This window comes from Pseudomonas sp. UM16 (genome assembly GCF_050312595.1).
Classification (GTDB): Bacteria; Pseudomonadota; Gammaproteobacteria; order Pseudomonadales; family Pseudomonadaceae; genus Aquipseudomonas.
Window position 1 is genome coordinate 99,523 of sequence record NZ_JBNPJT010000017.1, and the last position, 23,335, is coordinate 122,857.

General features: G+C 59.9%; 19 protein-coding genes. 10 read left to right on the top strand and 9 right to left on the bottom strand.

Annotated features, from left to right (window positions below; genetic code table 11):
* Window positions 1–83 precede the first annotated feature (83 nt).
* A complete protein-coding gene (locus tag ACQRAX_RS20110; protein ID WP_412040981.1) occupies window positions 84–1,133 on the top strand; it encodes an AraC family transcriptional regulator in 1,050 nt (349 codons plus the stop codon).
* Window positions 1,134–1,194: 61 nt separating this feature from the next.
* Here ACQRAX_RS20110 and ACQRAX_RS20115 read toward each other — a convergent pair whose 3' ends face one another.
* From ACQRAX_RS20115 to pchA, 4 genes are read right to left on the bottom strand one after another with little or no spacing between them, the layout of a single operon-like run.
* Window positions 1,195–2,763: an FAD-binding oxidoreductase gene (locus ACQRAX_RS20115; protein ID WP_412040980.1), complete on the bottom strand. Its 1,569-nt coding sequence runs from the start codon at window positions 2,761–2,763 to the stop codon at window positions 1,195–1,197.
* 10 nt (window positions 2,764–2,773) lie between these two features.
* Entirely contained in the window at window positions 2,774–3,466 is a 693-nt protein-coding gene (locus ACQRAX_RS20120) for a hypothetical protein (protein WP_412040979.1), read from the bottom strand.
* A 10-nt stretch (window positions 3,467–3,476) separates the two neighbouring features.
* The gene (locus tag ACQRAX_RS20125) at window positions 3,477–3,812 is read right to left on the bottom strand and encodes a c-type cytochrome (protein WP_412040978.1); all 336 of its coding nucleotides are present in this window, start codon (window positions 3,810–3,812) and stop codon (window positions 3,477–3,479) included.
* A 37-nt stretch (window positions 3,813–3,849) separates the two neighbouring features.
* A complete protein-coding gene (gene pchA / locus ACQRAX_RS20130; RefSeq protein WP_412040977.1) occupies window positions 3,850–5,325 on the bottom strand; it encodes a 4-hydroxybenzaldehyde dehydrogenase in 1,476 nt (491 codons plus the stop codon).
* A gap of 319 nt (window positions 5,326–5,644) precedes the next feature.
* On the opposite strand from pchA, the gene ACQRAX_RS20135 reads away from it, so the two are divergent.
* Window positions 5,645–7,483: a sigma 54-interacting transcriptional regulator gene (locus ACQRAX_RS20135; RefSeq protein ID WP_412041061.1), complete on the top strand. Its 1,839-nt coding sequence runs from the start codon at window positions 5,645–5,647 to the stop codon at window positions 7,481–7,483.
* Window positions 7,484–7,497: 14 nt separating this feature from the next.
* Here ACQRAX_RS20135 and ACQRAX_RS20140 read toward each other — a convergent pair whose 3' ends face one another.
* Both ACQRAX_RS20140 and ACQRAX_RS20145 read right to left on the bottom strand, forming a co-directional pair.
* Window positions 7,498–8,421, bottom strand: coding sequence for a SphA family protein (locus ACQRAX_RS20140; RefSeq protein ID WP_412040976.1), 924 nt, complete (start codon window positions 8,419–8,421; stop codon window positions 7,498–7,500).
* Between the two features lie 213 nt (window positions 8,422–8,634).
* Window positions 8,635–9,546, bottom strand: a complete 912-nt coding sequence (locus tag ACQRAX_RS20145; RefSeq protein WP_412040975.1) for a helix-turn-helix domain-containing protein — start codon at window positions 9,544–9,546, stop codon at window positions 8,635–8,637.
* A 182-nt stretch (window positions 9,547–9,728) separates the two neighbouring features.
* Here ACQRAX_RS20145 and pobA point away from each other — a divergent pair, with 182 nt between their 5' ends.
* Together pobA and tatA are read left to right on the top strand one after the other, a co-directional pair.
* Window positions 9,729–10,916 carry a 4-hydroxybenzoate 3-monooxygenase gene (gene pobA / locus ACQRAX_RS20150; protein ID WP_412040974.1) on the top strand — a complete coding sequence of 396 codons (1,188 nt, stop codon included), beginning with the start codon at window positions 9,729–9,731 and terminating at the stop codon, window positions 10,914–10,916.
* 15 nt (window positions 10,917–10,931) lie between these two features.
* Entirely contained in the window at window positions 10,932–11,129 is a 198-nt protein-coding gene (gene tatA, locus ACQRAX_RS20155; RefSeq protein ID WP_412040973.1) for a twin-arginine translocase TatA/TatE family subunit, read from the top strand.
* 15 nt (window positions 11,130–11,144) lie between these two features.
* Here the strand turns inward: tatA and ACQRAX_RS20160 are convergent, their stop codons facing one another.
* Window positions 11,145–11,816: an ankyrin repeat domain-containing protein gene (locus ACQRAX_RS20160; protein ID WP_412040972.1), complete on the bottom strand. Its 672-nt coding sequence runs from the start codon at window positions 11,814–11,816 to the stop codon at window positions 11,145–11,147.
* A gap of 78 nt (window positions 11,817–11,894) precedes the next feature.
* Here ACQRAX_RS20160 and ACQRAX_RS20165 point away from each other — a divergent pair, with 78 nt between their 5' ends.
* Entirely contained in the window at window positions 11,895–12,776 is an 882-nt protein-coding gene (locus ACQRAX_RS20165) for a LysR substrate-binding domain-containing protein (protein ID WP_412040971.1), read from the top strand.
* Here the strand turns inward: ACQRAX_RS20165 and ACQRAX_RS20170 are convergent.
* On the bottom strand, window positions 12,773–13,411 hold the full coding sequence (locus ACQRAX_RS20170) for an START domain-containing protein (RefSeq protein ID WP_412040970.1): 639 nt from the start codon (window positions 13,409–13,411) through the stop codon (window positions 12,773–12,775). The two genes, ACQRAX_RS20165 and ACQRAX_RS20170, sit on opposite strands and share 4 nt — an antisense overlap.
* A gap of 554 nt (window positions 13,412–13,965) precedes the next feature.
* Between ACQRAX_RS20170 and ACQRAX_RS20175 the strand changes: the two genes are divergently transcribed.
* The 5 genes from ACQRAX_RS20175 (at window position 13,966) to pgm (ending at window position 22,575) form a co-directional block, all read left to right on the top strand.
* Window positions 13,966–15,438 (top strand): hypothetical protein, encoded by a 1,473-nt coding sequence (locus tag ACQRAX_RS20175; protein WP_412040969.1) that lies wholly within the window; start codon window positions 13,966–13,968, stop codon window positions 15,436–15,438.
* Window positions 15,438–16,841, top strand: a complete 1,404-nt coding sequence (locus ACQRAX_RS20180; protein WP_412040968.1) for a PLP-dependent aminotransferase family protein — start codon at window positions 15,438–15,440, stop codon at window positions 16,839–16,841. Before ACQRAX_RS20175 ends, ACQRAX_RS20180 begins: the two co-directional genes overlap by 1 nt.
* Before the next feature lie 90 nt (window positions 16,842–16,931).
* Window positions 16,932–18,584, top strand: coding sequence for a VRR-NUC domain-containing protein (locus ACQRAX_RS20185; protein WP_412040967.1), 1,653 nt, complete (start codon window positions 16,932–16,934; stop codon window positions 18,582–18,584).
* A complete protein-coding gene (locus tag ACQRAX_RS20190) occupies window positions 18,581–20,842 on the top strand; it encodes an ATP-dependent DNA helicase (RefSeq protein ID WP_412040966.1) in 2,262 nt (753 codons plus the stop codon). The genes ACQRAX_RS20185 and ACQRAX_RS20190 overlap by 4 nt, the downstream gene beginning before the upstream one ends.
* 95 nt (window positions 20,843–20,937) lie before the next feature.
* On the top strand, window positions 20,938–22,575 hold the full coding sequence (gene pgm / locus ACQRAX_RS20195) for a phosphoglucomutase (alpha-D-glucose-1,6-bisphosphate-dependent) (RefSeq protein ID WP_412040965.1): 1,638 nt from the start codon (window positions 20,938–20,940) through the stop codon (window positions 22,573–22,575).
* A gap of 51 nt (window positions 22,576–22,626) precedes the next feature.
* Here the strand turns inward: pgm and ACQRAX_RS20200 are convergent, their stop codons facing one another.
* The gene (locus ACQRAX_RS20200) at window positions 22,627–23,325 is read right to left on the bottom strand and encodes a pirin family protein (protein WP_412041060.1); all 699 of its coding nucleotides are present in this window, start codon (window positions 23,323–23,325) and stop codon (window positions 22,627–22,629) included.
* Window positions 23,326–23,335 lie beyond the last annotated feature (10 nt).

Here is a 23,335-nt window from a genome sequence, read left to right on the forward strand (position 1 = left end):
TGCAACGCTGCGTTGCGCGGCGGGAGGTTGTAATACGCCAGCGTGGGGGTTAATTTCTGCCAACGGAGAATGGAGAGCCGCGAATGACTCAACTGATCGTTGGCGCCTATGGCACCTCCCAAGATGTACCCCAGCACAACATGCTCGGCCTACCGGCGCTGGTGGCCGAGCTACAGGCGCAAGGTGTCGATGCCCAGGGCTTGCTGGACGGTACCGAGTTGTCGCAGGCGCAAATGCACGACCCCAACACGCGGATCTCGCACCGGCAGAAGGTGGCGATCTTCGCCAACATGCAACGCCTGATGCAGCACGCCGAAAGCGGCCTACGGGCCGGTGGGCGGCAACGTATCAGTGATTTCGGGATCTTCGGCTATGCAATGCTGAGCAGCGAAAACTTCGCTCAGGCGGTCGATTTCGGCATCAAACACATTCGCCTGTTGGGGCCGGTGTTTGAAAAGTCGTTTCGTCTGGAGGGGGACGAAGGGGTGTTTGTCGCCCAAGGTTTCTTTGCCTTGGGAGAACTGATGCCGCTGGCCACAGAGTTCTGGTTTGCCTCGATTCAAACGCTGATCCAGTGCGTGCTGGAAAAGCCGTTTCCATCGGTACGGATGTTGTTGCCTTACCCTGCACCGGCGTATTGGCAACATTACGAAGAGGCCTTCCGCTGCCCGGTGGAGTTCAACTGCCCGGTGATGGAGTGGCGCTTTGACGCTTCAGTGCTGCAACAGCCGTGTCCGAATGCCAACGCGCTTACCTCGGCGATGTCGACCAGTTTTTGCCAGCAACTGGTTGCCAGTCTGCCCGACGAGTCCGACCTGATTGAGTCGGTGCGCCTGGCCTGCCTGAGCCGCAACGGGCGCTTCCCGGGCATTGATGCGGTGGCGGCGACACTGGGGATGTCGACGCGCACACTGCACCGACGCCTGGCCGAATATCAGCGCACCTACCAAAGCGTGCTCGACGAAGTGCGCTGCGCCCTGGCCATCGAATTTCTGCAACAGAGCGACATGCCCATGGATGATCTGGCCGCGCAGGTCGGTTTTTCCGAAGCGGCGAACTTTCGCAAGGCCTTCAGGAAGTGGACCGGCCAGGCGCCAGGGGATTATCGCAAGGCCTTGCGCTCTGCTGTTTGACTGTGCCGTCTCATGCCGTCAAAGCGATCCGCCAGGCCTGGCCTGGCGGGTAGTGAGGGGATCAGAAGGGGTTGGCCAGGTCGATACCGGACTTGCCTGGAGCGAGGATGTTGTTCGGGTCCAGGGCACGCTTGATCGCGTGCTCGAGCTTGCGTTTGACCGGGCCGTAGCTTTGCGCCACGCGCTCCTGGAAGGCGGTGTTGACCCGGTACACGGCATAACCTTGCTTCTCGAACTCATCCAACAGCTCGGCGAAACAGGCATTGGCGCGCAGGGTTTCCTCGGGGTTGGTACGGTCATACAACACGTCGATCACATGGTGCATGTCGCGCCAGCCGACGATGAACTCACCCACGTAGTCCAAACCGTGCTTGTTGAGAATCTTCTTGGCCAGGGCCTGTTGTTTGTCGCATTCGCTGCCACGTGCCTGGCTGACAGGGGCGAACCACATCGAACCACCGCCGCCACGCCAGTTGTACAGGCCGAACTCTTGCAAGTTGGGCACACCGGACATCAACTGCGCGCGGTACTTGAAAGGCTGGGTATCGCCCGCTTCTTCCTCAGTGACGATGCGGCCTTTGCCCAGCTGTTTGAGCGCGCCGGTGACGATCTTCCAGTTCACTGCCACCTGTTCCTCGGTGCCGTAAAGGGCGGCATAGACGTTCCAGGCGCCGAGGCTCTTGTCCTTCTGGATCTGCTTGAGGATGGCGTCGGGGGTGGCACCGGGCTCACTGGTGTAGTCGCTGCGGCGCGTATTGCAGGTCGAGGCTTCCCACAATACGCCAGCGATCACCACCGAGTTGGGGATGACTTGTGCAATGCGCAGCGGACGGATGAATTCGACGATCTCGGCAATGTCCGATTCGTTATCGAACTTGATTTCGAACGGCTTGAACACCGGTGGCTTGGGCATCAGCCAGAAACCCATCTTGGTGCAGATGCCATAGTTGGCCTGGGTGAACATGCCGTCCAGGGTCGGGCCGTAGCCCCATTTGAATACCTGCCAGGCGTTGTCGCCTTTGACCCCGCCCATGCCGGTGCGGTAGACGTCGCCGTTGGCCAGCACCACCTCCATGCCGCACTGCATGAGGAAGTGTTCGCCATAAGGGGTGTAGCCGACGCCGCGGTCCATGGTGTTGCCTAACGGGCCGGCAATTGCCGAAGGCGCGGAGAACGACAGCATCAGCGGCAGTTTGTGCTCCTGGATGTAGTCGTAGAGCTGCTGGTAGGTCACCCCCGGTTCGACCAGCGCGGTGCACAGCTCGGGGTCGACATGGAGGATCTTGTTCATCTTTTTCAGGTCGAGAATCACCTGGCCGCGCTGGCCGGGAGCTGCCGAACCGTAACCGAAGTTGCGACCAGTGGAGATGGTCCACACTGGAATCTTGAACTGGTTGCAGATCTTTACCACCCCTTGCACCTGTTCGACCGTGGTGGCGGTGACGGCAGCGGCGGGCGCGTGCTCGGCGTTGTCCACGGCCATCATGATCTTGTTGTAGGGGATCAGTTGCTCGTCCTTGACCAGGACATTGTCCTCGCCCAACAGGGCACGGAACTGGCTGATGGCTTGCTCGAAATGTGCAGCATCGACGCCGCGAGGTAGCAGGGTACTGGCTGTTGCTTGGCTCATTAGGGAATCCTCAGACTTCGATCAAGAACGACACGTAGGTGCCGGTCAGTGCCGCGGGACGGCGGGCAATCAGCGGCGCCCGACCGGTGTCGGAGCTGCCGAGTACGGCCAGGGCATAACCGAGTGTGGCCGCCCATTGGTCGTCGCCTGGCGCGCGGCTGGCGGTTGTCAGTTGTAAGGTCGGGGCCCGGCTATGCAAGCGCTGCTCGTGCAGGCTGAAATCCTGACCGCAGGCGTGTAATTGCTGGCTCAATTGCAGGGCGCAACCGTGAGCGGCCTGGGCGCTGAGCAGGCGATGTGCGCAGCGACCCGGGTTGGCGCTGTGTTGGCCCAGCCACTGCACGCGGGCACCGGCGCTGCGCGCCAGATCGACGATCAATGCGGCGCTGGCATCGTCCAGCAAGCCGATCAGACGCTGGTGCTGGCCACCGGCAAGGCGCTGCTGCAGCCCGAGCAGTACCTCCAGCTCAAGGTTTGCGGGCATCACCTGCACGCGAGGATTGAATGGACTTGCCTGCAGGCCATGGACAAACGCCGAGCCTGCGACGTCGGCGCTGACCACGGCAAGGGTCGGAGCCAGGCCCTGTGCGCTACGGCCCAGTACCGTGTTAGCCAGGCTCAGGCCTGAACTGCTGATGGCCACACCGGCCAGGCCACCCAGGGCCATGCCCTTGAGTAGCGAACGACGTTCAACGGTGATCATGCGCGCGCCCTCATGGTTTGGCCGCTGGGGCAGGGGCCTTGGACACGTACTCGCCGACCTGCTGCAGGGCGTTGTCGTCGATGAACGAGGCGGGAAAGGCCGGCATGGCGCGAAAGCCGTTGCGCACCACGGCACTGATGTAGGCCGGTGGCAGTTGGCGACCCTTGAGCATTGGGCCAACCTGGCCCTCATGGCAGTGGCCGCAGACTTTGGCATAAACGTTTTCACCACTTTTGAACACACCGTCGCCATCGGCGGCGGCAGTGCCGGCAAGCAGGATCAAGGGCAAGGCGAGACAGGCATTGACGGTCCGTCGCACAGCCTGATGGTTAGGCACTAGGGACATTGCGGACTCCTTATTGTTATGGGTATGGGCACAGCAATCAGAACGGGTAGGCGCGCGGGCGGTGCTGCACGGTGATCCAGTGGTCAGTGGTGAATTCTTCTATGGCCCAGTCGCCGTTGAAGCGACCCAGGCCTGAATTTTTCTCACCGCCGAACGGGGCGTTGGGCTCGTCGTTGACCGGGATGTCATTGATATGGGTCATGCCGGCGTGAATGCGCTGGGCGAACTGTACACCGCGCTCAAGGCTGGCCGTGAACACGGCGCTCGACAGCCCGTACTCACTTTGGTTGGCCAGTTCCAGGGCGTGTTCGGCATCGCGTGCGGCCTGGATACCGACAAGCGGACCGAAGATTTCTTCATGGGCGATATCCATGTCAGCGGTGACATTGCCAAACACGTGCGGCGGCAGCACATTGCCTTGGGCCTGACCACCGACCAGCAATTGCGCGCCTTCTTTCAAAGCAGTGGCGATCTTGTCCTGCAGAGCGGCCAGTTGCCGAGCGTTGATCACGGGACCGATGACGGTCGCGGGCAGGCTTGGGTCGCCAAAGGGCAGGGCCTTGACCCGCGCAACGAAGCGTTCGCTGAAGGCCTCGAGCAGCGGTTGTTCGACAATGATGCGATTGACCGCCATGCAGATCTGCCCCTGATGGAGGAATTTGCCCACTACAGCGGCGCTGACTGCTTGCTCAAGATCGGCATCGGCAAGGACCACGAACGGGCTGTTGCCGCCCAATTCCAAGGCCACATGTTTGAGGTGTTCACCGCCACTGGCGATACGGCCGATGTTGCGGCCGACCTGGGTGGAACCGGTGAACGAGATAAACGCCGGTATCGGATGCTCGACGAAAGCATCGCCGATTTCGGCCCCGGCACCGACCACCACGCTGAGTGCGCCAGTGGGCAAGCCGGCTTCTTCGAAGATGCGTGCCAGCAGCAAGCCGCCGCTGACCGGGGTGTCGCTGGCCGGTTTGACCACTACGGTGTTACCCAGCGCCAGGGCAGGAGCCAGCGAACGGGCGGTCAGGTGCAGGGGGAAGTTCCACGGGCTGATCACGCCGATCACCCCCAGAGGCTTGCGGTAAACACGGCTTTCTTTGCCAGGAATGTTCGAGGCAACGATGCGTCCGTGCACACGGCTGGGCAGGCTCGCCGATTCGAGGATAATGGCGCGGGCAGCGCCCCATTCAATGTGGGCCTTGATTCGTGTGCTACCCGATTCGCGAATGATCCAGTCGATGATCTCGTCGCGACGCTCGTCGAAAATACGCACCGCTTCGAGCATCACCTGGCTGCGTGCAGCCGGTGTTTGCGCGGCCCAGTCCGGTTGCACCTGGCGGGCGGCGCGGTAGGCGGCGTCGAGGTCGTCACGGTTGGCCAGCGGAATTTCCAGCAAGGCCTGCTGATTGAACGGGTCGCTCACCGTCAGCGAGCGCCCGGCGCTGCCGGGGCGCCACTGGCCAGCCAAAGGCTGCAGGTGAAGGTTCTGGTAGGCAGGGCGGGAAGGTGTCATCGGCTTCTCTCTCTTGTTGTGACATTGCGATGAACAGCCCTAAACAACTATCGTGCCATGTACTGATTTTTGATAAATAATCATATAAAACAACTAGATAACATAATTCTGTGAGTCAGTGCGCCCAGGTAGTATCGCCGCCAGCTGCGGAAATTTATGCAGAGAAGTCGTCAATTGCAGAAAGCTCGTCAATATCGGCCAAGATCAAATTTCGGGCGATTATCGAACGTTGACCTGGCACCACAGCTGACTGCTGATTGACCCTGCCGGGGTGGGGGGCATACTGATGGCCTTACTCTCTGCCTTGCGTTCATTGCCTATGACTCCTACAACACCTGGCAAACCGGGCCGCCCCGTAGATGAAGCTTTCTTCAAACAGCTCCTGGGCCGCCACAAGCGCCTGATCGTCGACCGCACCAGTCAATTTGGCAGCAGCGGCCTGCCCTCGGCCGAGCAACTGGCCGAGTCGCTGGCCTTCGCGCCGCAAGACGGTAGTATCTGGTTGTGCGGCCAACGCATGATGCTGCTGCAAGGCTCAGCCTTTGGCGCGATTCGCCGCGAGCTGATCGAGGCTCTGGGGCTGGACAAGGCCCGTGGCTTGCTCACCCGCATTGGCTGGCAAGCAGGTGCTCGCGATGCCGCCCAGGTCAGTGAGCAATGGCCTGACGGCGATCACGCAAGCCTCTACAGTGCCGGGCCGCGCCTACACATGCTCGAAGGCATGGTCAATGTCGAGGTGGTGCGCTTCGAAATCGATTCGAGCATCGGTCATTTCTATTCCGAATTTCTCTGGCACAACTCCCTCGAAGTCGACGAGCACATTGCCGCCTATGGCCTGGGTGGCGAGCCGGCGTGCTGGATGGAAATCGGCTACGCCAGTGGCTATGCCTCATCCTTGCTCGGGCGCCTGGTGGTGTTTCGCGAGCATCAGTGTCGGGCCATGGGGCATGGCGCCTGCCGCATCATCGGCAAGCCGGCCGAGCAGTGGGACGACATCGATATCGACCTGGCCTACCTCGACCCCAGCGATTTTCTTAGCCGCAGCGCCTATCACACGGGTATTGAAACGCCGGTTGCCGAGCTTGAGGTACTGCCGGAGGGCAAGCAACTGGTGGGTATTTCAGCCAGCTTCGTCGCCGCCAGCCAATTGCTGCAGCGGGTAGCACCGACTCAGGCCACGGTACTGCTCACCGGTGAGTCTGGCGTAGGTAAAGAACTGTTCGCCCGTACCTTGCATCAAGCCAGTAGCCGCCAGCACACACCGATGGTGGCGCTGAACTGTGCGACCTTGCCGGAAAACCTGGTGGAAGCAGAACTGTTCGGGGTCGAGCGCGGCGCCTACACCGGCGCTGAACGTTCACGGCCCGGGCGCTTCGAGCGGGCGCATGGCGGTACGTTGTTTCTCGATGAAATCGGCACCTTGAGCCTGCATGCGCAAAGCAAGATCCTGCGCGCCCTGCAGGAAGGCGAGATCGAGCGGGTGGGCGGTCGCGCACCGATTCAGGTGGATGTGCGGGTAATCGCCGCGACCAATCTGGACCTGCGCCGGGAGGTCGAAGCCGGGCGCTTTCGTGAAGACCTGTTCTATCGTCTGAACGTGTTCCCCATTCATTTGCCGCCGTTGCGCGAACGCCGCGAAGACATTCCGCTGCTGATGAGCTACTTCCTGCGCAGCTTCAGCCAGCGACACGGCCGGCAATTGGCAGGGTTCAGCATGCGTCTGGTCAATGCTCTGCTGACCTACCGCTTCCCTGGCAATATTCGCGAGCTGCAGAACCTGGTGGAACGCGGGGTAATTGCTGCCAGCGATGGCGAGGTGATGGACGTTGTACACCTGGCCGAGGCCGGTGCACCCTTGATGGAAGCAGCCATTGGCCTGACCACCGAAGGCCGTTTGGCAATGAGCAAGGCACCGACGCAGGCTGGGCCTGCAGCCGACCAAAGCGCCCAAGTGTTGCCCGACAACGGCGCGCCGGAACTTGCCAGCCTGCAGGCATTCTTCACTGGCCAGCAGCGGGTGTTGGGTACCTCCCTGGAGGAAATCGAACGGCGTCTGGTGCAACTGGCGCTGGAACGCTCCGGCGGCAATGTCACCGCCGCAGCGCAGATGCTTGGCATGAGCCGCGCCCAGGTCAGCTACCGGCTCAAAGGTAGCTGAGCGTAAGGGCAGGGTCAGAGCGGCGTGGTGAACTTGAACCAGTAGGTCTGACCCTCGGCGCGGTTGCGCACTCCCGAATCATCTTGCCATTTGGCGCTGAACATCCAGCCTTGTTTACTGCTGTATTGCACTGCCGGGCCGATGGAAAGCGAGCGTCCACGGTTTCCGTCGTTGGCGTCTACCAGGGCAGCCGCCGCGCAGTCGTTGGCACTGCATTTGTCGTCACTGATCTGCTGATAGGCATGCCCGCCAACGCCCACCACCCAGCCGTTACCCAGGCCCCAGCCGAGGGTGTAGTCGGCGTGCAACTCGCGGCCGGACTGGTAGTTAGTCGCGCGGTTTTCGAAGTTGTAGTCATGCATCAGGCGAATATCGGCATTCAGGCCGTTGGGGTCCAGGTAGGTCATCGCCAGCACCGCCTGCACGGTGTAGTAGTGGTTGCCCAGATTGATCAGGTCGTCTTCGTCATACTCGCTGGCGGTGGGCAGGACGAAGTCGACACCGGTGGCAATGTGCAGCTTGTCGTTGGGGTGAAAGCCAATTACCGGGCCCAGGTGAGCATCGCCGAGGCCGCGCTTGTGGTCATGGGGGCCGCGTTTGATATTCAGGCGCATGTCGTTGAGCGGTAGCAGGGCATGAAAGCCCAGATCACCCCCCAATACTTTCTGCTCAGTGACCCAGACAAAACGCGGGGCTAGGGTAGAGACGCGCAGGTCGATATCGGCGGCCTTGGCGCCGCTGTTGTCACGCAGGCTGTCGGCCAGATAGTTGCCGGCGAACAGCTGGCCGTAGGTGCCCGGCGGGGGGAGTATGCCCATACCGTAGAGTTCGATACCCATGGGCCAGGAGGAGATGCCGCCTTCAGTGGCGTGGGCGTGCAAGGCAGAGACGGCCACCAACAGGCCGGCAGTGAGGTGCTGCGAGGTGCGTTTGAACATGAGAGGGTTAACCTTATTGTTATGAGTGATGCGTCGCGACGCTCACTCGGTCCCTCTCAACTACCGTGCCAGGTTTGTTTTTGTATTTATTTCCTTGTTTATCAATACGTTAATTTATAATGCCTAGTTGGATTACCGAAGGCTTCGCTGGAATCTGTTAAGACTTTTCAGCAAGGTGCGTAATTTGCTGTAGCCGCTGCCGTGAGGCTGCGGCTACATGAAGCCAGTCGAGTTAGCTGCACCTGCAGGGCTCACCCCCGCCTGGCGAAACGCATTAGGCGTCTGCCCGCACAGGCGGCGGAAAAAACGTGAGAAGTAAGTCGGGTCGCTGAAACCCAGGCTGTCGGACAGCTGGCTGATGCTCATGTTGGTGTAGATCAGGTTGCGCTTGGCTTCGAGCAGCAAGCGCTGGTGAATGATTTGTAGTGCGGTCTGCTCGGCAAGCTCGCGGCAGAGGATGTTCAGGTGCACGCTGGAAACCCCCAGGCGATGAGCGAATTGCTCCACCGACAGGTGTTCGCGGTAGTGTTGCTCCACCAGTTTGATGTAGCGTCCGAGCAGTTGCTGATTGCGCTCGTCGCGGTTGCCCGGTGCCGGCTTCTGCTGGCTGTGGCGACTGATCCAGACCATCAGGCTGGTGACCAGCGAATGCAGCAACAGATCGCGCGCAGGTGCGCTGCCTTCATACTCTTGGTGCAGCACCCGGATTAAGGTGTGCAAAGCGCGCCGATCACGTCCCAGGCGATAGCAGCCCGCCGATGCCAGGACTGTTAGCGGCGCATGCAGTTGCGCTTCCAGTTGCGCCACCAACGGCGCGCCCAGCGTCAGTACATAGCCATCGATGTCTTCAGAGAACTGAAAGCCGTGCACGGTCATCGGCGGGATGACCTGGATCGCCGCTTCACGCACTTCGCTGCGCTTGCCTTCAATCTCGATCAGCGCCCGGCCGCGGCGCACATACAGCAACTGAAACAGGTCGGCGTGCCGATGCGCCTTGATCTCCCAATGGTGCAGGCTGCTGCGCTTGGGGATGGATTCGCAGTGCAGCAGGTCGGGCGTCGGCCAGGCCTGATTCTCGCCGTACAGTTTGAACACCGGAATGCGCGGGAGGTTGGATCTTGTCATTGTGGGCAACCTGACGGAGCTAGTGTGTTCGATAATCGAACGAAATGTTTAAAAGTGCAATTTACCGAAGGAATATCACCTTTTTTTACGCTTTTTGTCAGCAAAAATGCAGGGGTACACAACAACAATATTTCCGGGTACTGCCGTTGAACTGCCTGGAACCCTGATACGAGACAAAAATAATGAAAACTCAGGTAGCCATTATTGGCGCCGGTCCCTCCGGGCTGTTACTTGGTCAGCTGCTGCACAACGCCGGTATCGACACCGTGATCGTCGAACGCCAGACCCCCGATTATGTCCTCGGCCGCATCCGTGCCGGTGTGCTTGAGCAAGGCACCGTCGACCTGCTGCGCGAAGCCGGTGTGTCCGAACGTATGGACGCTGAAGGCCTGGTGCACGATGGCGTCGAGCTGCTGGTGGGGGGCAAGCGCATCCGCGTTGACCTTAAAACCCTGACCGGTGGCAAGACGGTCATGGTGTACGGTCAGACCGAAGTCACCCGCGACCTGATGCAAGCCCGCGAAGCCTGCGGAGCGCCGATCATTTATTCGGCCGACAATGTTCAACCCCACGAGATGAAAGGCCAGCAGCCCTACATCACCTACCACAAAGACGGCCAAACCCATCGCATCGACTGCGACTACATCGCTGGCTGCGACGGCTTTCATGGTGTGGCGCGCAAGAGCATTCCCGAGTCAGTGCTCAAACATTACGAGCGCGTCTACCCCTTCGGCTGGTTGGGGCTGTTGTCTGATACGCCACCGGTCAACCACGAACTGATCTACGCCCACCATGATCGCGGCTTCGTGTTGTGCAGTCAGCGCTCGCTGACCCGCAGCCGTTATTACCTGCAAGTGCCGCTGACTGACCATGTCGATGACTGGTCCGATGAGCGCTTCTGGAATGAACTCAAGGCACGCCTGCCTGAAGAGGTCGGCGCGCGGCTGGTTACCGGGCCGTCGCTGGAAAAAAGTATCGCGCCGCTGCGCAGCTACGTGGTTGAGCCGATGCAGTACGGCAAACTGTTCCTGCTTGGTGACGCTGCGCACATCGTGCCACCTACGGGCGCCAAAGGCCTGAACCTCGCGGCTTCGGATGTCTGCTATCTGTACCGGATTTTGCTCAAGGTTTACCGTGAAGGGCGCACCGATCTGCTCGAAAAGTACTCGGAAATTGCCTTGCGCCGGGTGTGGAAGGGCGAGCGCTTCAGCTGGTTTATGACCAACCTGCTGCATGACTTTGGCGAGCACCAGGATGCCTGGGACCACAAGATGCAGCAGGCTGACCGTGAGTACTTTCTCACCTCTCACGCCGGGCTGGTCAACATCGCCGAGAACTACGTCGGCCTGCCATTCGAAGACATCAAGTAAGCGAGGAGGGTGATCATGGGCGTGTTCGACTGGAAACACTGGGTGGTGCTGTTGGTTGTGGTGGTCCTGGTGTTTGGCAGCAAGCGGCTCAAAACGCTGGGCAGCGACCTGGGTGAGTCGATCAAAGGCTTTCGGCGCTCGGTCAACGCCGATGAACAAGTGAAGCCAGCAGTGGCAGTGGAGCGTCAACCGAGTACCCTCGACCAGGCTTGAGATCCTTGTGGGGGCCTAACGGCTTGCCGTCTCCAGTATCTTCACCATCGCCGTATAGCCTCGCTCTCGGGCATGGGCTAGCGGCGTTACCCCATCCTTGTCGGCAATGTTCACATCCGCGCCGGCTTTCACCAGCAACTCGACAATTTCGACATGGCGCGGCCCGCCGTCGCTGAGCACGATGGCTTCCATCAACGCGGTCCAGTGCAGACGATTGAGGTGGTTCACGTCGACCCCAGCGTCAATCAGGGTACGCACATTGTCGACATGCCCTCGTTCGGCAGCCGGGATCAATGCGGTACCGCCATAGCGGTTGGTGCTCTTGAGATCGGCGCCGTGGGCCAACGTCAGGCGCAGGATCTGGTTGAAACCACGCGCGCCGGCATACAGGTAAGGGCTGTCGTCGATGTTGTCCTTGGCGTTGACGTCTGCTCCGGCTTCGATCAGTACCCGTGCAGCGGCCACCTGGTTGCGCTGAGTGGCCAGCAGCAGCGGCGTGCGGCCGAGCTTGTCGCGGGCCTCGGGCTTGGCGCCTTGGTCGAGCAAGCTATGTACGCGCTCGGCGTTACCCTGTTCAGCAGCTTCGCGCAGTTGGCTTTCCAGCACGCCGCCTTCGGCGCTGGCGGTGATCGAGGTCATCATGGCCAAAAGGAAGGCGAGAAAGACGTTCAACTGTTCCCGGCGCATCCGCTTGTCTCCGTGTGTTGTCCTGTGAGTGAGCGCATGGTAAATATCGAGCTTCCCATTTAGAAGTTAAATATTTACATGGATATCAGTGTAAAACCGAATAGGTCCTTGTTCGATCTCGACCTGCTTCGGGCCATTGTCGTGGTGGCTGACTGTGGCAGCTTTACCACTGCTGCGGCACGCCTGCACTCCACCCAGTCCACCGTGAGCCAGAAGGTACGGCGCCTGGAAGACATGGTTGGTCATCGCCTCCTGGTGCGCGGCAATCGCGATGTGTTGCCTACCGATGCCGGTCAGACCCTGCTCGGTTACGCCCGGCACATGCTGGCCCTCAACGACCAGATGCTCGAAGCCCTGGCGGGCGCTACCGTCGGTGTGACGGTGCGCTTGGGGGTACCGGAAGACTTCGTCGGCGGCCGCACTACCAATGCATTGTCGGCGTTCAATCGCAAGTACCAGCAGATCAAGCTGGAAGTTACCAGCGGGCTGTGCCGTGATCTGAGCCAGAGCTATGACAACGGTGAACTCGATCTGGTGTTGCTCAAGCAGCGGCGCAACAGTCGCGAAGGAGTTGCCTGCTGGCCGGAAGAGCTGCAATGGATCGATAGCGCCAATACCCCGTCGATTGATCTGGACCCGATCCCGTTGGTGACCTTTCCTCCGCGGGGCCTTTACCGTGATGACATGATCAACGCCATCGAAGGCATGGGGCGGCGCTGGCGCATCAGCTTTACCAGTTCGAGCCTGAGTGGCATTCAGGCGGCGGTGGCCGATGGCATGGGCATCAGCTTGCTGCCGCCGCGCGCAGCGACCCGTGACCATGCGGTGTTGGGCGAACACAATGGGCTGCCGATGATCGACAGTTATGAGATTGTCATTGTTCATCGGCCAACGGCCGACCCGATGGTCAAGGAGTTGGCCGCGGTGCTGGCCAGTTTGCTTGAGGCCCATGAGGTCTAGTTATTCGTCGGGTGTCTTGGGCGGGGCGTTCCCCCTTGGCGCTCGGCCACTGCGCGCAGAGTGCGCAGTGACACCATCGGTGCGTCGATGACGAACTGGTTGGCCAGCCACGAGGGAATGTCCCCGGCAGGTTCGGCCTCCAGTTGGTAGGTTACTTCAGTCAGGCGCTCTCCTTTGGGTACCAGGCTCCACAGGCCGCTGAGCTGACTGACACGAATCAGCCCAGGCATCGTTTCCAGCTTCTCGGGGTCGGCACTGAGGTGGCGAATCAGGCCGCCGTCATCGGTACGTTCGGTTTGCACCTTGATCACCATGTCACGCGGACTGGCTGGCCAGGGTAGGTCGGTGGTGAGGTAGACCCAGGTGCTGTCGCCTTCGATTTCTACCAGGTGCATTGAGGCGCAGCCATACAGCCATTTGCAGGCCACCCGCAGATTTTCCTGTAGGTCGTTGAGGGTGCTGACGCTGGCCTTGATCAGCGCCACGCCCCGAAAGCGTTGGTATCTCGAGTGGGCGGAATCATCCAGATACACCTGAATACCGTCTTCATCTTTGGCCAATTGCCAGGCGTCGGCGTGGGCACCGTTGCCAAGCAGCAGAAGTAGCAGCGCGGTGCACAAGGATCTGGAATTCATGGAGGCTCCACTGCCGGACGGTCGAAACAAGCATAGGTGAGGCGTGATTTTTTTCCGTGGGTGGCGGCCATTACCTTGTGAGTGGCACCTGCGCCAAGAAAACGTTTTCCTAAATGATTGTCGGATGTTTCAAACAACTATTATCCCGGCACGACGCAGATGTTTAGAGTATTTTCAAGTTAGGCGGCAAATAGCCTCTAGAGGGGCTGAAGGTCAGCGGGGAGTATTTAAATCTGAACGGATTTTTTGCCGCGTTCTGTATCTTTTATTCATCGGTCAACGCCCGATAATAACCTGTCATTTTGTGAGCTCAAGGAGTGAGTGGCAATGAAGCAAGGTCTTGTGGTCAAGTTGATGCACGACGCGGGTGCCGTGGGGTTGGGGTGGTTGAGTTTGTTTGTCCGTAAGTTGTTGTAGGAAATTGTAGGAAGTTTCCTAGGATATGAGGTAGGTCCTTATTTCTGCTGATTGAATGATTTCGCGATGGCGATATTTTTCAGGCGGCCGTAACTGAAATTCAGGTGGGCGTTATGGGCAGTATTCACGATCAAGCCATGCAGTTTATATATCAACAAGTATTGCAGCGATTGCTTGAACATTTGTCGCAGGCGCAAAAAGCCTCGCTACAGTTGTTGATTCAGCGATTGATTGTGGCGGCCGGTGGTGTCGAGCAGATGAAGGGGCTGCGGCTGTTGTTTGTGTTCGATGCCAGTCAGCCCAGTGCGCAAGCGCTGGCGTGCCTGCGCGCTGCGCAGTTGAGTATTGCCGCACGCTCCTCAGGTACTTTCTTGCTGCGCATTGCCACTGCCTGGCAGGCGGGTATGAGCACAACCACCCAGGCAAACATAGAGAGCACGTTCTCGCGGTTGTTCATGCATGATGACCCGCGCATCGATTTGCTTGTGCTGGATGCCGGGCAGATGCTGGCTTATGACAGCCGCCGGCTACCGTCCAATGACCAACAGCAGGCAGAGCGGCAGGAGTGGCTGCTGTGCGGACACCTGTCGAGTGATAAGCCGCTGTGGGCGAATTTTGCCAGTCATGGTTACTTGCACCTGGCGGAGCTTGGGCGCCAAGCACTGTGCTGCAAGGGCGGGGTGGATGCAATCATCAGTGCCGACGCATTGGCTGATCGCAAGCGCTACCTGGCGTGGGGGCGACGTTCATTGCGCAATGCCGACTTGCTCGGGGTGCGTCCGATCCACAGCTGTGCAGCGTCTTTGCTGGAAGGAATGAGCGAACTGCACGCCCGCTATTTGAGTCTGTTGCTGGGGCAGAAGCGGATGCCGGTGCAACTGCCGGAGTCCGATGCAGACTACCGGCCAGCATTGCGCTTTATCACCATCGACGACCTGGTGTTTGATTATGACTCTACCAAAGGTGAGCGGCTGAGCCGTTTCCTGGGCTATCGTTTCGACGAACAGGCGTTCCCCTGCGAACGCTCAGGAGGTGCCAATCCCTTGTTGTTGGCACACCTGCAGGGACTGCGGGCGGAGTTCGTTGATGATCGGCACTATCGAGATGGTATTGATCTGTATCTGCAACAGATCCGGCACTTGATGCAACGTAAAGGGTTATCCAGAACCCTACAAGCGAGTGTCCTCAATGACTGGCAGTTTGGAGAGGTGGAGCAGCGACGAGCTCAGGCCAATGACTTTGCCTTGCGCGCTTATGGCCTTAGCGAAGCGCAATTGATTTGCCAATTGTTCCGCCCTTTTGTTGGCCAGGGGCTGCAGCTGGAGACATTTCTCCGTCGCTGCCATCCCGGCATGTTGGTGGCCGTCCCTTACTTGCACAAGGCCTTGCGCGGGCAACCAGCGCCAGAACCGGTGGTGCAGTGGCTGGTGGACATCAGCGGCTTGCCACTGCTGGTCCTGCAAACGCTTTATGGTCGGGAGCCATTGCCCGCTCGTCGCACCGATTGCCTGTTGAGCCGTTTGCAGGGGAGGGGGGCCGACCTGCGTCATTTGTCGACCCGCATTGCAAACAGCACTCAGCATAGGGGCGAGCAGGTTGGCAGCCTTTGATGAGACGTCAGACAAAAAGCAGCGACTTTGCCTATCAAGCTGTGTATCGCTACCTGCTGGAGCTGATAGCCCAGATGGCCCCGGGTAGCTACAGCAAGCTGCCTTCGCTACGTGATCTTGCCCAGCGCCTGAATGTATCGATCTCGACCATCCAGTATGCCTATTCACTGCTTGAGCACGAAGGTCGCGTACAGTCAGTACCCAAATCCGGCTATTTCGCCAGCGGCAGCACTGTACCTGTGCAGCCATTCGCCGGCGAAGATTTGTTGCAAGATTTGCAGCAGCACGCCAGCAGTCCGCAGATGCTGGTGTTCAGCGGCGCACACTCGTTGCCGTCGATGGAAGCTAGCTTGCTCGGCATTGAGCGGCAGTTGTTGCGTCAGTACCCACGGCCTGTCGGGCATATCCACCCTTGTGGCGAGTTGGAGCTGCGCACGGCGCTGGCGGCGCGCTACACCCGGTCGGTGCAGCTGTATTGGAATGCTGAAGATGTTTATCTGGCGCTGGACTTGCGTTCGCTGTTCGAGACCCTGCTGGCAGCATTGGAGCTGCAGGGCTGCACGATTGTGGTGACATCACCCTGTTCCTGGCGCTTGCTGGGGATCTTGCAGAGTGTCGGGTTGCGGGTCATCGAGTTGCCGCTGGGCAGTGATGGGGCGGTGGATCTGGAGCGCTTTGCCAGCCTGCTCGAACGTGAGCCGGTACGGATGGTCATGCTTGCCTCGCGTTTACACAGCCCTCACGGCAGCCTGGTGCTTGCGACTCAGCATCAGGCCATTGCCCATTTGCTGGCCCGGCATGGCGTGTGGTTGCTGGAAAACGACCTGGACGCCGAGTATTACTTCGCCGCCAACCCGCAAGCGTGTTTGCGCGAAATGGTTGATCCGCAGCGTCTACTGGTGTTTTCGTCACTGCAACGTAGTGTGGGGGCCGAAGCACCTTACGCTTATCTGTTGTCGCGCCATTGTCAGAGTCGCTTGCAGCGCCAGTTTCTGGCTCGGGGCTTTCGTTTGCCGCCTTTGCGTCAGCAAGCGGTGGCGCGGTTGTATGCCAAGGGAAGGATTGACGTGCACCTGACGCAAGCGCGGCTGCGCTTGCGCGAGCGCGTTAGCCATTTGTACCGGCAAATGCAATTGCAACTGGGCAGCCAATTGCATTTTCAGATGCCGGCAGGTGGCGCAACCATCTGGGCACAAGTGCGCGTACCGCTGGACTCCCGCGCCTTGTTCAACCGCTTGTTGAGCCAAGGATTGGTGATCGAGCCAGGCGAGGTGTTCAGTTTGCAGGGCGACTATCAACAGCACCTGCACTTGGGCTGGCCATCCGGTGCCCAAGGCGACCTGCACAATGGGCTGAGTGTGCTCAGCGAAGAATTACAGCGGGCGCAGAAGGTCGGCAAGTAGCTCTACCGATCGACGGTCGCTGCGGTACTTGCATAAGCCAGTGTTCTGTATGTATAACCAGTATCTTGAATGTCTTTCTGTAGCCTCATCGTGATTGCTTACTCTGTCGACGATCCCTTCTATTACCTGGGTAATTTTCAGCAGGTCCTCGACTGGATCGCGTTACGTTATGCCGATCTGCTCAACAGCGACGAACAGGTCTTCATCCGCGAGTTCCGCAAGCTGCCGCGTCCTTCTCAGGCGTTGCTGGTGCGCATGGTCATGCGCAAGGGGGAGCTGTTTCGTCCAAGCAAACTGCTCTACGCCGAGATTGGTTCACCGTTGGCAGCGCTCAAGCCCTTGCTTGAACGGGGCTGGGTCAGCGACAACAGCCCGATGAGCCTGGAGCAATTGTTCCAGGTTTTGCGCAAAGAAGAAATTGCCAGTGGCTTTGTCGCGCAGTTGACCCGCCCGAAAGCACCCAAGGCTGAGCTGTGGGTTCAATTACAGGCCCTTGAACAGACGCCACGCGCCTTGCAGGAATGGCTGCCAGGTTTTGCCGAACCGATCATCACGTTGCACCTGCAGGCCCTGTGTGATCGCCTGCGCTTACTGTTTTTCGGCAACCTGTATCAGGACTGGTCAGAGTTCGTCCTGGCGGACCTGGGCTTACTGCGCTACGAACAGGTGGCCTTCAGTGATGATTCGCGGGCCCTGCGTCAACGTGGCGATGTCGATCTGGCCCTGGCCCTGCACCACTGTGCCGAGCTGCTGGAGCAGGGGGCGCCAGTGTCGCAGGTGCTGGCGCAGGTTGAGTCTCTGGGCAGCGATAACCCGTGGCTGCTCCGTCGCCGCTCACGATTGCTGTACCAGCTTGGCCAGCAGTGCGAGCGATTAGCGGACTGGGAGCTGGCCTTGCAAATCTACCCACGCAGCCAGCACCCGCAGGCGCGAATTCGCCGCATCCGGGTGTTTGAACGTAGTGAACAGTGGGCCCAGGCCCAGGCATTGGCCAGCGAAGTTGCCCAGCAGCCTGCCAATGCGATCGAAGTCCAGGCCCTGGCGCGGATACTGCCACGCTTGCAGCGTAAGCTGGGCGGACCAGCACAATCTCGGCGGGGGAAAAAACTCACCGGCCTGATCGAGCTGCAGTTGCCGACAGAACACGCAGTCCTGGGTGTGGAGCAGGCGGTGCAGTTGCACCTTGAACAGCAGGGCGGCCACGTACATTACGTGGAGAACACCTTGTTCAACAGCCTGTTTGGCCTGCTGTGCTGGGAAGCGATTTTCGCGCCGTTGCCGGGGGCCTTCTTCCACCCGTTCCAGAGCGCGCCACAGGATTTGCACGATGGTGAGTTTCAGGCACGACGTGGCGAGCTGTTCGCCGATTGCCTGGGGCAACTGGACGATGGCCGCTATCAACAGACGATTCGTCGCCACTTTGTCATTAAGCAGGGGCTGCAGTCGCCGTTTGTTTATTGGCAGGTGCTTAGCGAAGCGTTGCTCGAACAGGCCCTTGCCTGCCTGCCAGCGCTGCACCTCAAGTACTGTTTCGAACGCTTGCTGAACGATATCCAGGGCAACCGCGCCGGCATGCCCGATCTGATCCAGTTCTGGCCCGAGCAACAGCGGTACCGGATGATCGAGGTCAAAGGGCCGGGGGATCGCCTGCAGGACAACCAGCTGCGCTGGATCGACTTCTGCACCGAGCATGGTCTGCCGGTCGAAGTCTGCCATGTCAGCTGGGTGACTCAAGCACCATGAGTTATCGCGTCGCGGTGCGGGCATTGTGCGAGTTCAGCGCCAAGGTGGGCGACCTGGACCTGCGCTTCACCCCATCACCCACGGCTCAGGAAGGCATTAGCGGTCATCAACGGGTAGTGGCCCGGCGGGGTGCGGGTTATGAGGCTGAAATCAGCCTTGAGGGGCAGTTTGCTGCCCTGCACGTGCGCGGCAGGGCAGATGGCTATGACTCTCAGCTGAACCGCCTGGAGGAAATCAAGACCTACCGTGGCGACCTGGCGCGTCAGCCCGACAATCATCGACAGCTGCACTGGGCCCAGGCCAAGGTCTATGCTTGGTTGCTCTGTCAGCAGCGCCAGTTGTCCGACATCAATCTGGCGTTGGTGTACCTGGATGTCGACAGCGATACCCAGACCCTGATTGAACAACACTGCAGTGCGCAAGTGCTTGAACAGTTCTTCAACACCCAGTGCACGCTGTTTCTGCACTGGGCGCAGCAGCAACTGCAACGCGTGGCAGTGCGCGACGCCGGGCTGCAGGGCCTGGGTTTTCCCCACGGGCAATTTCGCCGGGGCCAGCGGGAACTGGCCGAAACCGTTTACAAGGCAGTCAGTACCGGACGCTGCCTGATGGCCCAGGCCACCACGGGCATTGGCAAAACCCTCGGTACGCTGTTCCCGTTGCTCAAGGCCATGGTCCCGCAGCAGTTGGACAAGATCCTGTTCCTGACGGCCAAGACGCCGGGCCGTGCTTTAGCCTTGGACGCCTTGCATCAGGTACACGCCAGCGCCCCCGAACTCGCGTTGCGTAGCCTGGAGTTGGTGGCTCGCGACAAAGCATGCGAATACCCGGGCAGCGCCTGTCATGGCGAAGCCTGCCCCTTGGCCAAGGGCTTTTATGACCGCCTGCCGGCAGCTCGCCAGGCCGCTCAGGCGCGGACCATTCTCGACAAAGCGGCCGTGCGTGAAGTTGCCCTGGCACATCAGGTCTGCCCCTATTACCTGGGGCAGGAGATGGCGCGCTGGGTCGATGTGCTGGTGGCCGACTACAACTACTACTTTGACCAGAGTGCGTTGCTGTATAGCCTCGCGCAGGTCAATCAGTGGCGCTTGGCGTTGCTGGTGGACGAGGCGCACAACCTGGTAGATCGTGCCCGGCAAATGTACAGCGCCAGCCTCGATCAATGGCAGTTGCAGGCGTTGCGTCGAAGCAAACCGGTGGGCATGGGCAGTGCGCTGGACCGCCTGAATCGTCAATGGAATGCCCTGCACCAGTCGCAGTTGGCGTCCTATCAGGTAGTCGACGCGTTGCCCGAAGGCTTACTCAAAACGTTACTGCACTGCGTTGGCCTGATCCAGGAACAGCTCAATCAGCAACCCGCCGGCATTGACCCGGCGTTGTTGCAGTTCTACTTCGATGCGTTGCAGTTTCTTCGTGTCAGTGAATTGTTCGACGGCCACTTTCTTTTCGATATCACCAAGCGAGAAGGGCCGGGCAAGCGCAGCATGTCGACCCTGTGCCTGCGTAATGTGGTGCCCGCCAGGCAAATCGCGCCGCGGATCGCCGCAACCCGCAGCACCGTGTTGTTTTCCGCAACGTTGAGCCCGCGACACTATTACGCCGATTTGCTTGGGATGCCGGCCGACACCGCCTGGCTTGACGTGGCCTCGCCCTTCGAAGCCGAGCAGTTGCGAGTGCAGGTGATCCGTCAAATATCGACCCGTTATCAGCACCGTGCTGCTTCGGTGGCGCCGATCGCAGCGCTGATTGCCGGGCAATATGCTGCAGAACCTGGCAATTACCTGGCGTTTTTCAGCAGCTTCGAGTACCTGCAACAGGTGGCCCAGATGTTGGCGACAACGCATCCGCAGATTGTCCAGTGGCGTCAGGCGCCGGGCATGGATGAGGCGCAGCGCCAGGGTTTTTTGCAACGTTTCGAACCTCAGGGCTGCGGCGTGGGCTTCGCAGTGCTCGGTGGCGCCTTTGCCGAAGGCGTTGACTTGCCTGGCACGCGCTTGATTGGCGCTTTTGTCGCGACCCTCGGGCTTCCCCAGGTCAACCCGGTGAACGAACAGATCAAGCAGCGCATGACCCAGTTGTTCGCTGCCGGCTTCGACTACACCTACTTGTACCCAGGTGTGCAGAAGGTCATCCAGGCAGCTGGCCGGGTAATCCGCGGCACTGATGACAGGGGCATGGTCATGCTGATCGACGATCGCTTTGCCGAGCCGAGGGTGCAAGGCATGTTCCCAGCCTGGTGGGCGCCGCAGGACAAATAATCACCGGGGGAGGGAGCATTGGCGTCGCATGCTTGTCAAAGTGCCAGTAAACTGCGCATTTTGAATACACTGAACATCCTTTCTTGAGGTTTTGCATGAAGCTCAGTCCTTTGGCAGGCAAACCGGCGCCAGCCTCCGTGTTGGTGGATATCCCGCGCCTGTTGACCGCTTACTACACCGGCCAACCCGATGCCAGCATTGCCAGCCAACGCGTCGCGTTCGGCACCTCCGGGCACCGCGGCAGCTCGCTGGACCTGAGCTTCAACCAGAATCATGTATTGGCCATCAGCCAGGCAATTTGCTTGTACCGTCAGGCTCAGGGCATTGATGGCCCACTGTTCATCGGCGCTGACACCCATGCGCTGTCGGCGCCTGCTGCCGCCAGTGCCTTGCAGGTGCTGGCCGCCAATGGCGTGCAGGTCATGCTGTCCAAGGATGACGAATACACGCCAACACCGGCGGTATCCCACGCCATCATCTGCTACAACCGTGGGCGCAGCAGCGGCCTGGCTGACGGTATTGTCATCACCCCTTCACACAACCCGCCGCAAAGCGGTGGCTTCAAATACAACCCGCCCAATGGTGGGCCGGCTGACAGTGATGTAACCAAGTGGATCGAGGCCAAGGCTAACGAGCTGTTGGCCGCCGGTTGCACAGACATCAAGTGCATGGCCCATGAGCAGGCGCTGCAAGCCAGCACCACTCAGCGCCATGACTATGTCAGCAGTTACGTCGCCGACCTGGAAAATGTCATCGATTTCGACGTTATCCGCAGCGCTAACTTGCGCCTGGGTGTCGATCCGCTAGGCGGAGCAGGGGTGTGTTATTGGTCGGCGATTGCCGAACACTACAAATTGAATCTGGAAGTGGTCAACACCGAGGTCGACCCGACCTTCCGCTTCATGTGCGTGGACTGGGACGGGCAAATCCGCATGGACCCGTCTTCACCCTATGCCATGCAAGGCTTGATCGGTCTGCGTGAACGATTCGATGTGGCTTTTGCCTGCGACCCGGACCACGACCGCCATGGCATCGTCACCCCGGACGGCCTGCTGGCCCCGAACAACTACCTGGCCGTGGCCATCGACTATCTGTTCCAGCACCGCCCGCAGTGGCGCCAGGATGCGGCAGTCGGCAAGACGGTGGTCAGCAGCGGTTTGATCGACCGTGTGACAGCGCGTCTGGGCCGGCGCTTGTACGAGGTGCCGGTAGGCTTCAAGTTCTTTGCTGATGGCTTGTTCGATGGCAGCCTGGGCTTTGGTGGTGAAGAAAGCGCGGGGGCGTCGTTCCTGCGCAAGGATGGTAGCGTCTGGACCACCGACAAGGATGGCTTGATTCCGGCGCTGCTGGCGGCAGAAATCACCGCGCGCACCGGTCGCAACCCAAGCCAGGCTTATGCCCAATTGACGGCTGAGCTGGGTGAGCCCTTTGCCACCCGTGTCGAGGCCAAGGCCAACGCACAGCAGAAAGCCTTGCTGAGCAAGCTGGCGCCGGAGCAGGTCAAGTCGACTGAGCTTGCGGGTGAACCGATCATCCAGATCCTCAGTCATGCGCCGGGTAACAACCAGGCCATTGGCGGCCTGAAGGTGATGACCGCCAATGGTTGGTTCGCGGCGCGGCCATCGGGTACCGAAGACATCTACAAGATTTACGCGGAAAGCTTCATTGACGAAGCACACCTGCAGCGTCTGGTGGCTGAGGCCCAAGAACTGGTGGATGCGGCAATCGCTTGATTGTGGCCTGGTGGGGGCCGGCCTTGTCGACCCCCACCAGAGCCTGAACTATCAGGCCACATCCACCAGCACAATCTCGCTGTCTTGCAACGCTGTCACGGTGAGCAGCTGTTCGTCCTCGATGGCAACCCCGTCGCGTGCCTCAGCACGCACGCCATTGACTTCAATCAGACCTTTGGCCGGCACCAAATAACCACGGCGACCGTTGTCGAAACGATACTCAGCGCTTTCTCCAGCCTGCAGCGTAGCGGCGACCAGCCGTGCATCGGCGCGAATGCGCAGACTGTCCTCATCACCCTCACGACCACTGGCCAGGGTCACAAAGCCTTCCCCGCGCTCGCCTTTAGGGAAAGGGCGACTGCCCCAGGTCGGTGCTTGGCCAACGCGCTCAGGTACGATCCAGATCTGGAAAATCCGCGTATCGACGTTCTCCAGGTTGTATTCGCTGTGAGTGATACCGGTGCCGGCACTCATTACCTGCACATCGCCAGCTTCGGTACGACCCTTATTGCCCAGGCTGTCCTGGTGGCTGATAGCTCCCTCACGTACGTACGTGATGATTTCCATGTCGCGGTGCGGATGCGGCGGGAAGCCACTGCCGGCGGCGATCAGGTCGTCGTTCCAGACCCGCAGGTTGCCCCAATGCATCCGTTGCGGGTCATAGTACTCGGCAAAGGAAAAGTGATGGTGGGCGTCGAGCCAGCCATGGTTGGCGTGGCCAAGGCTCTTGAAGGGGCGCAGTTGCAGCATGATGGGCTCT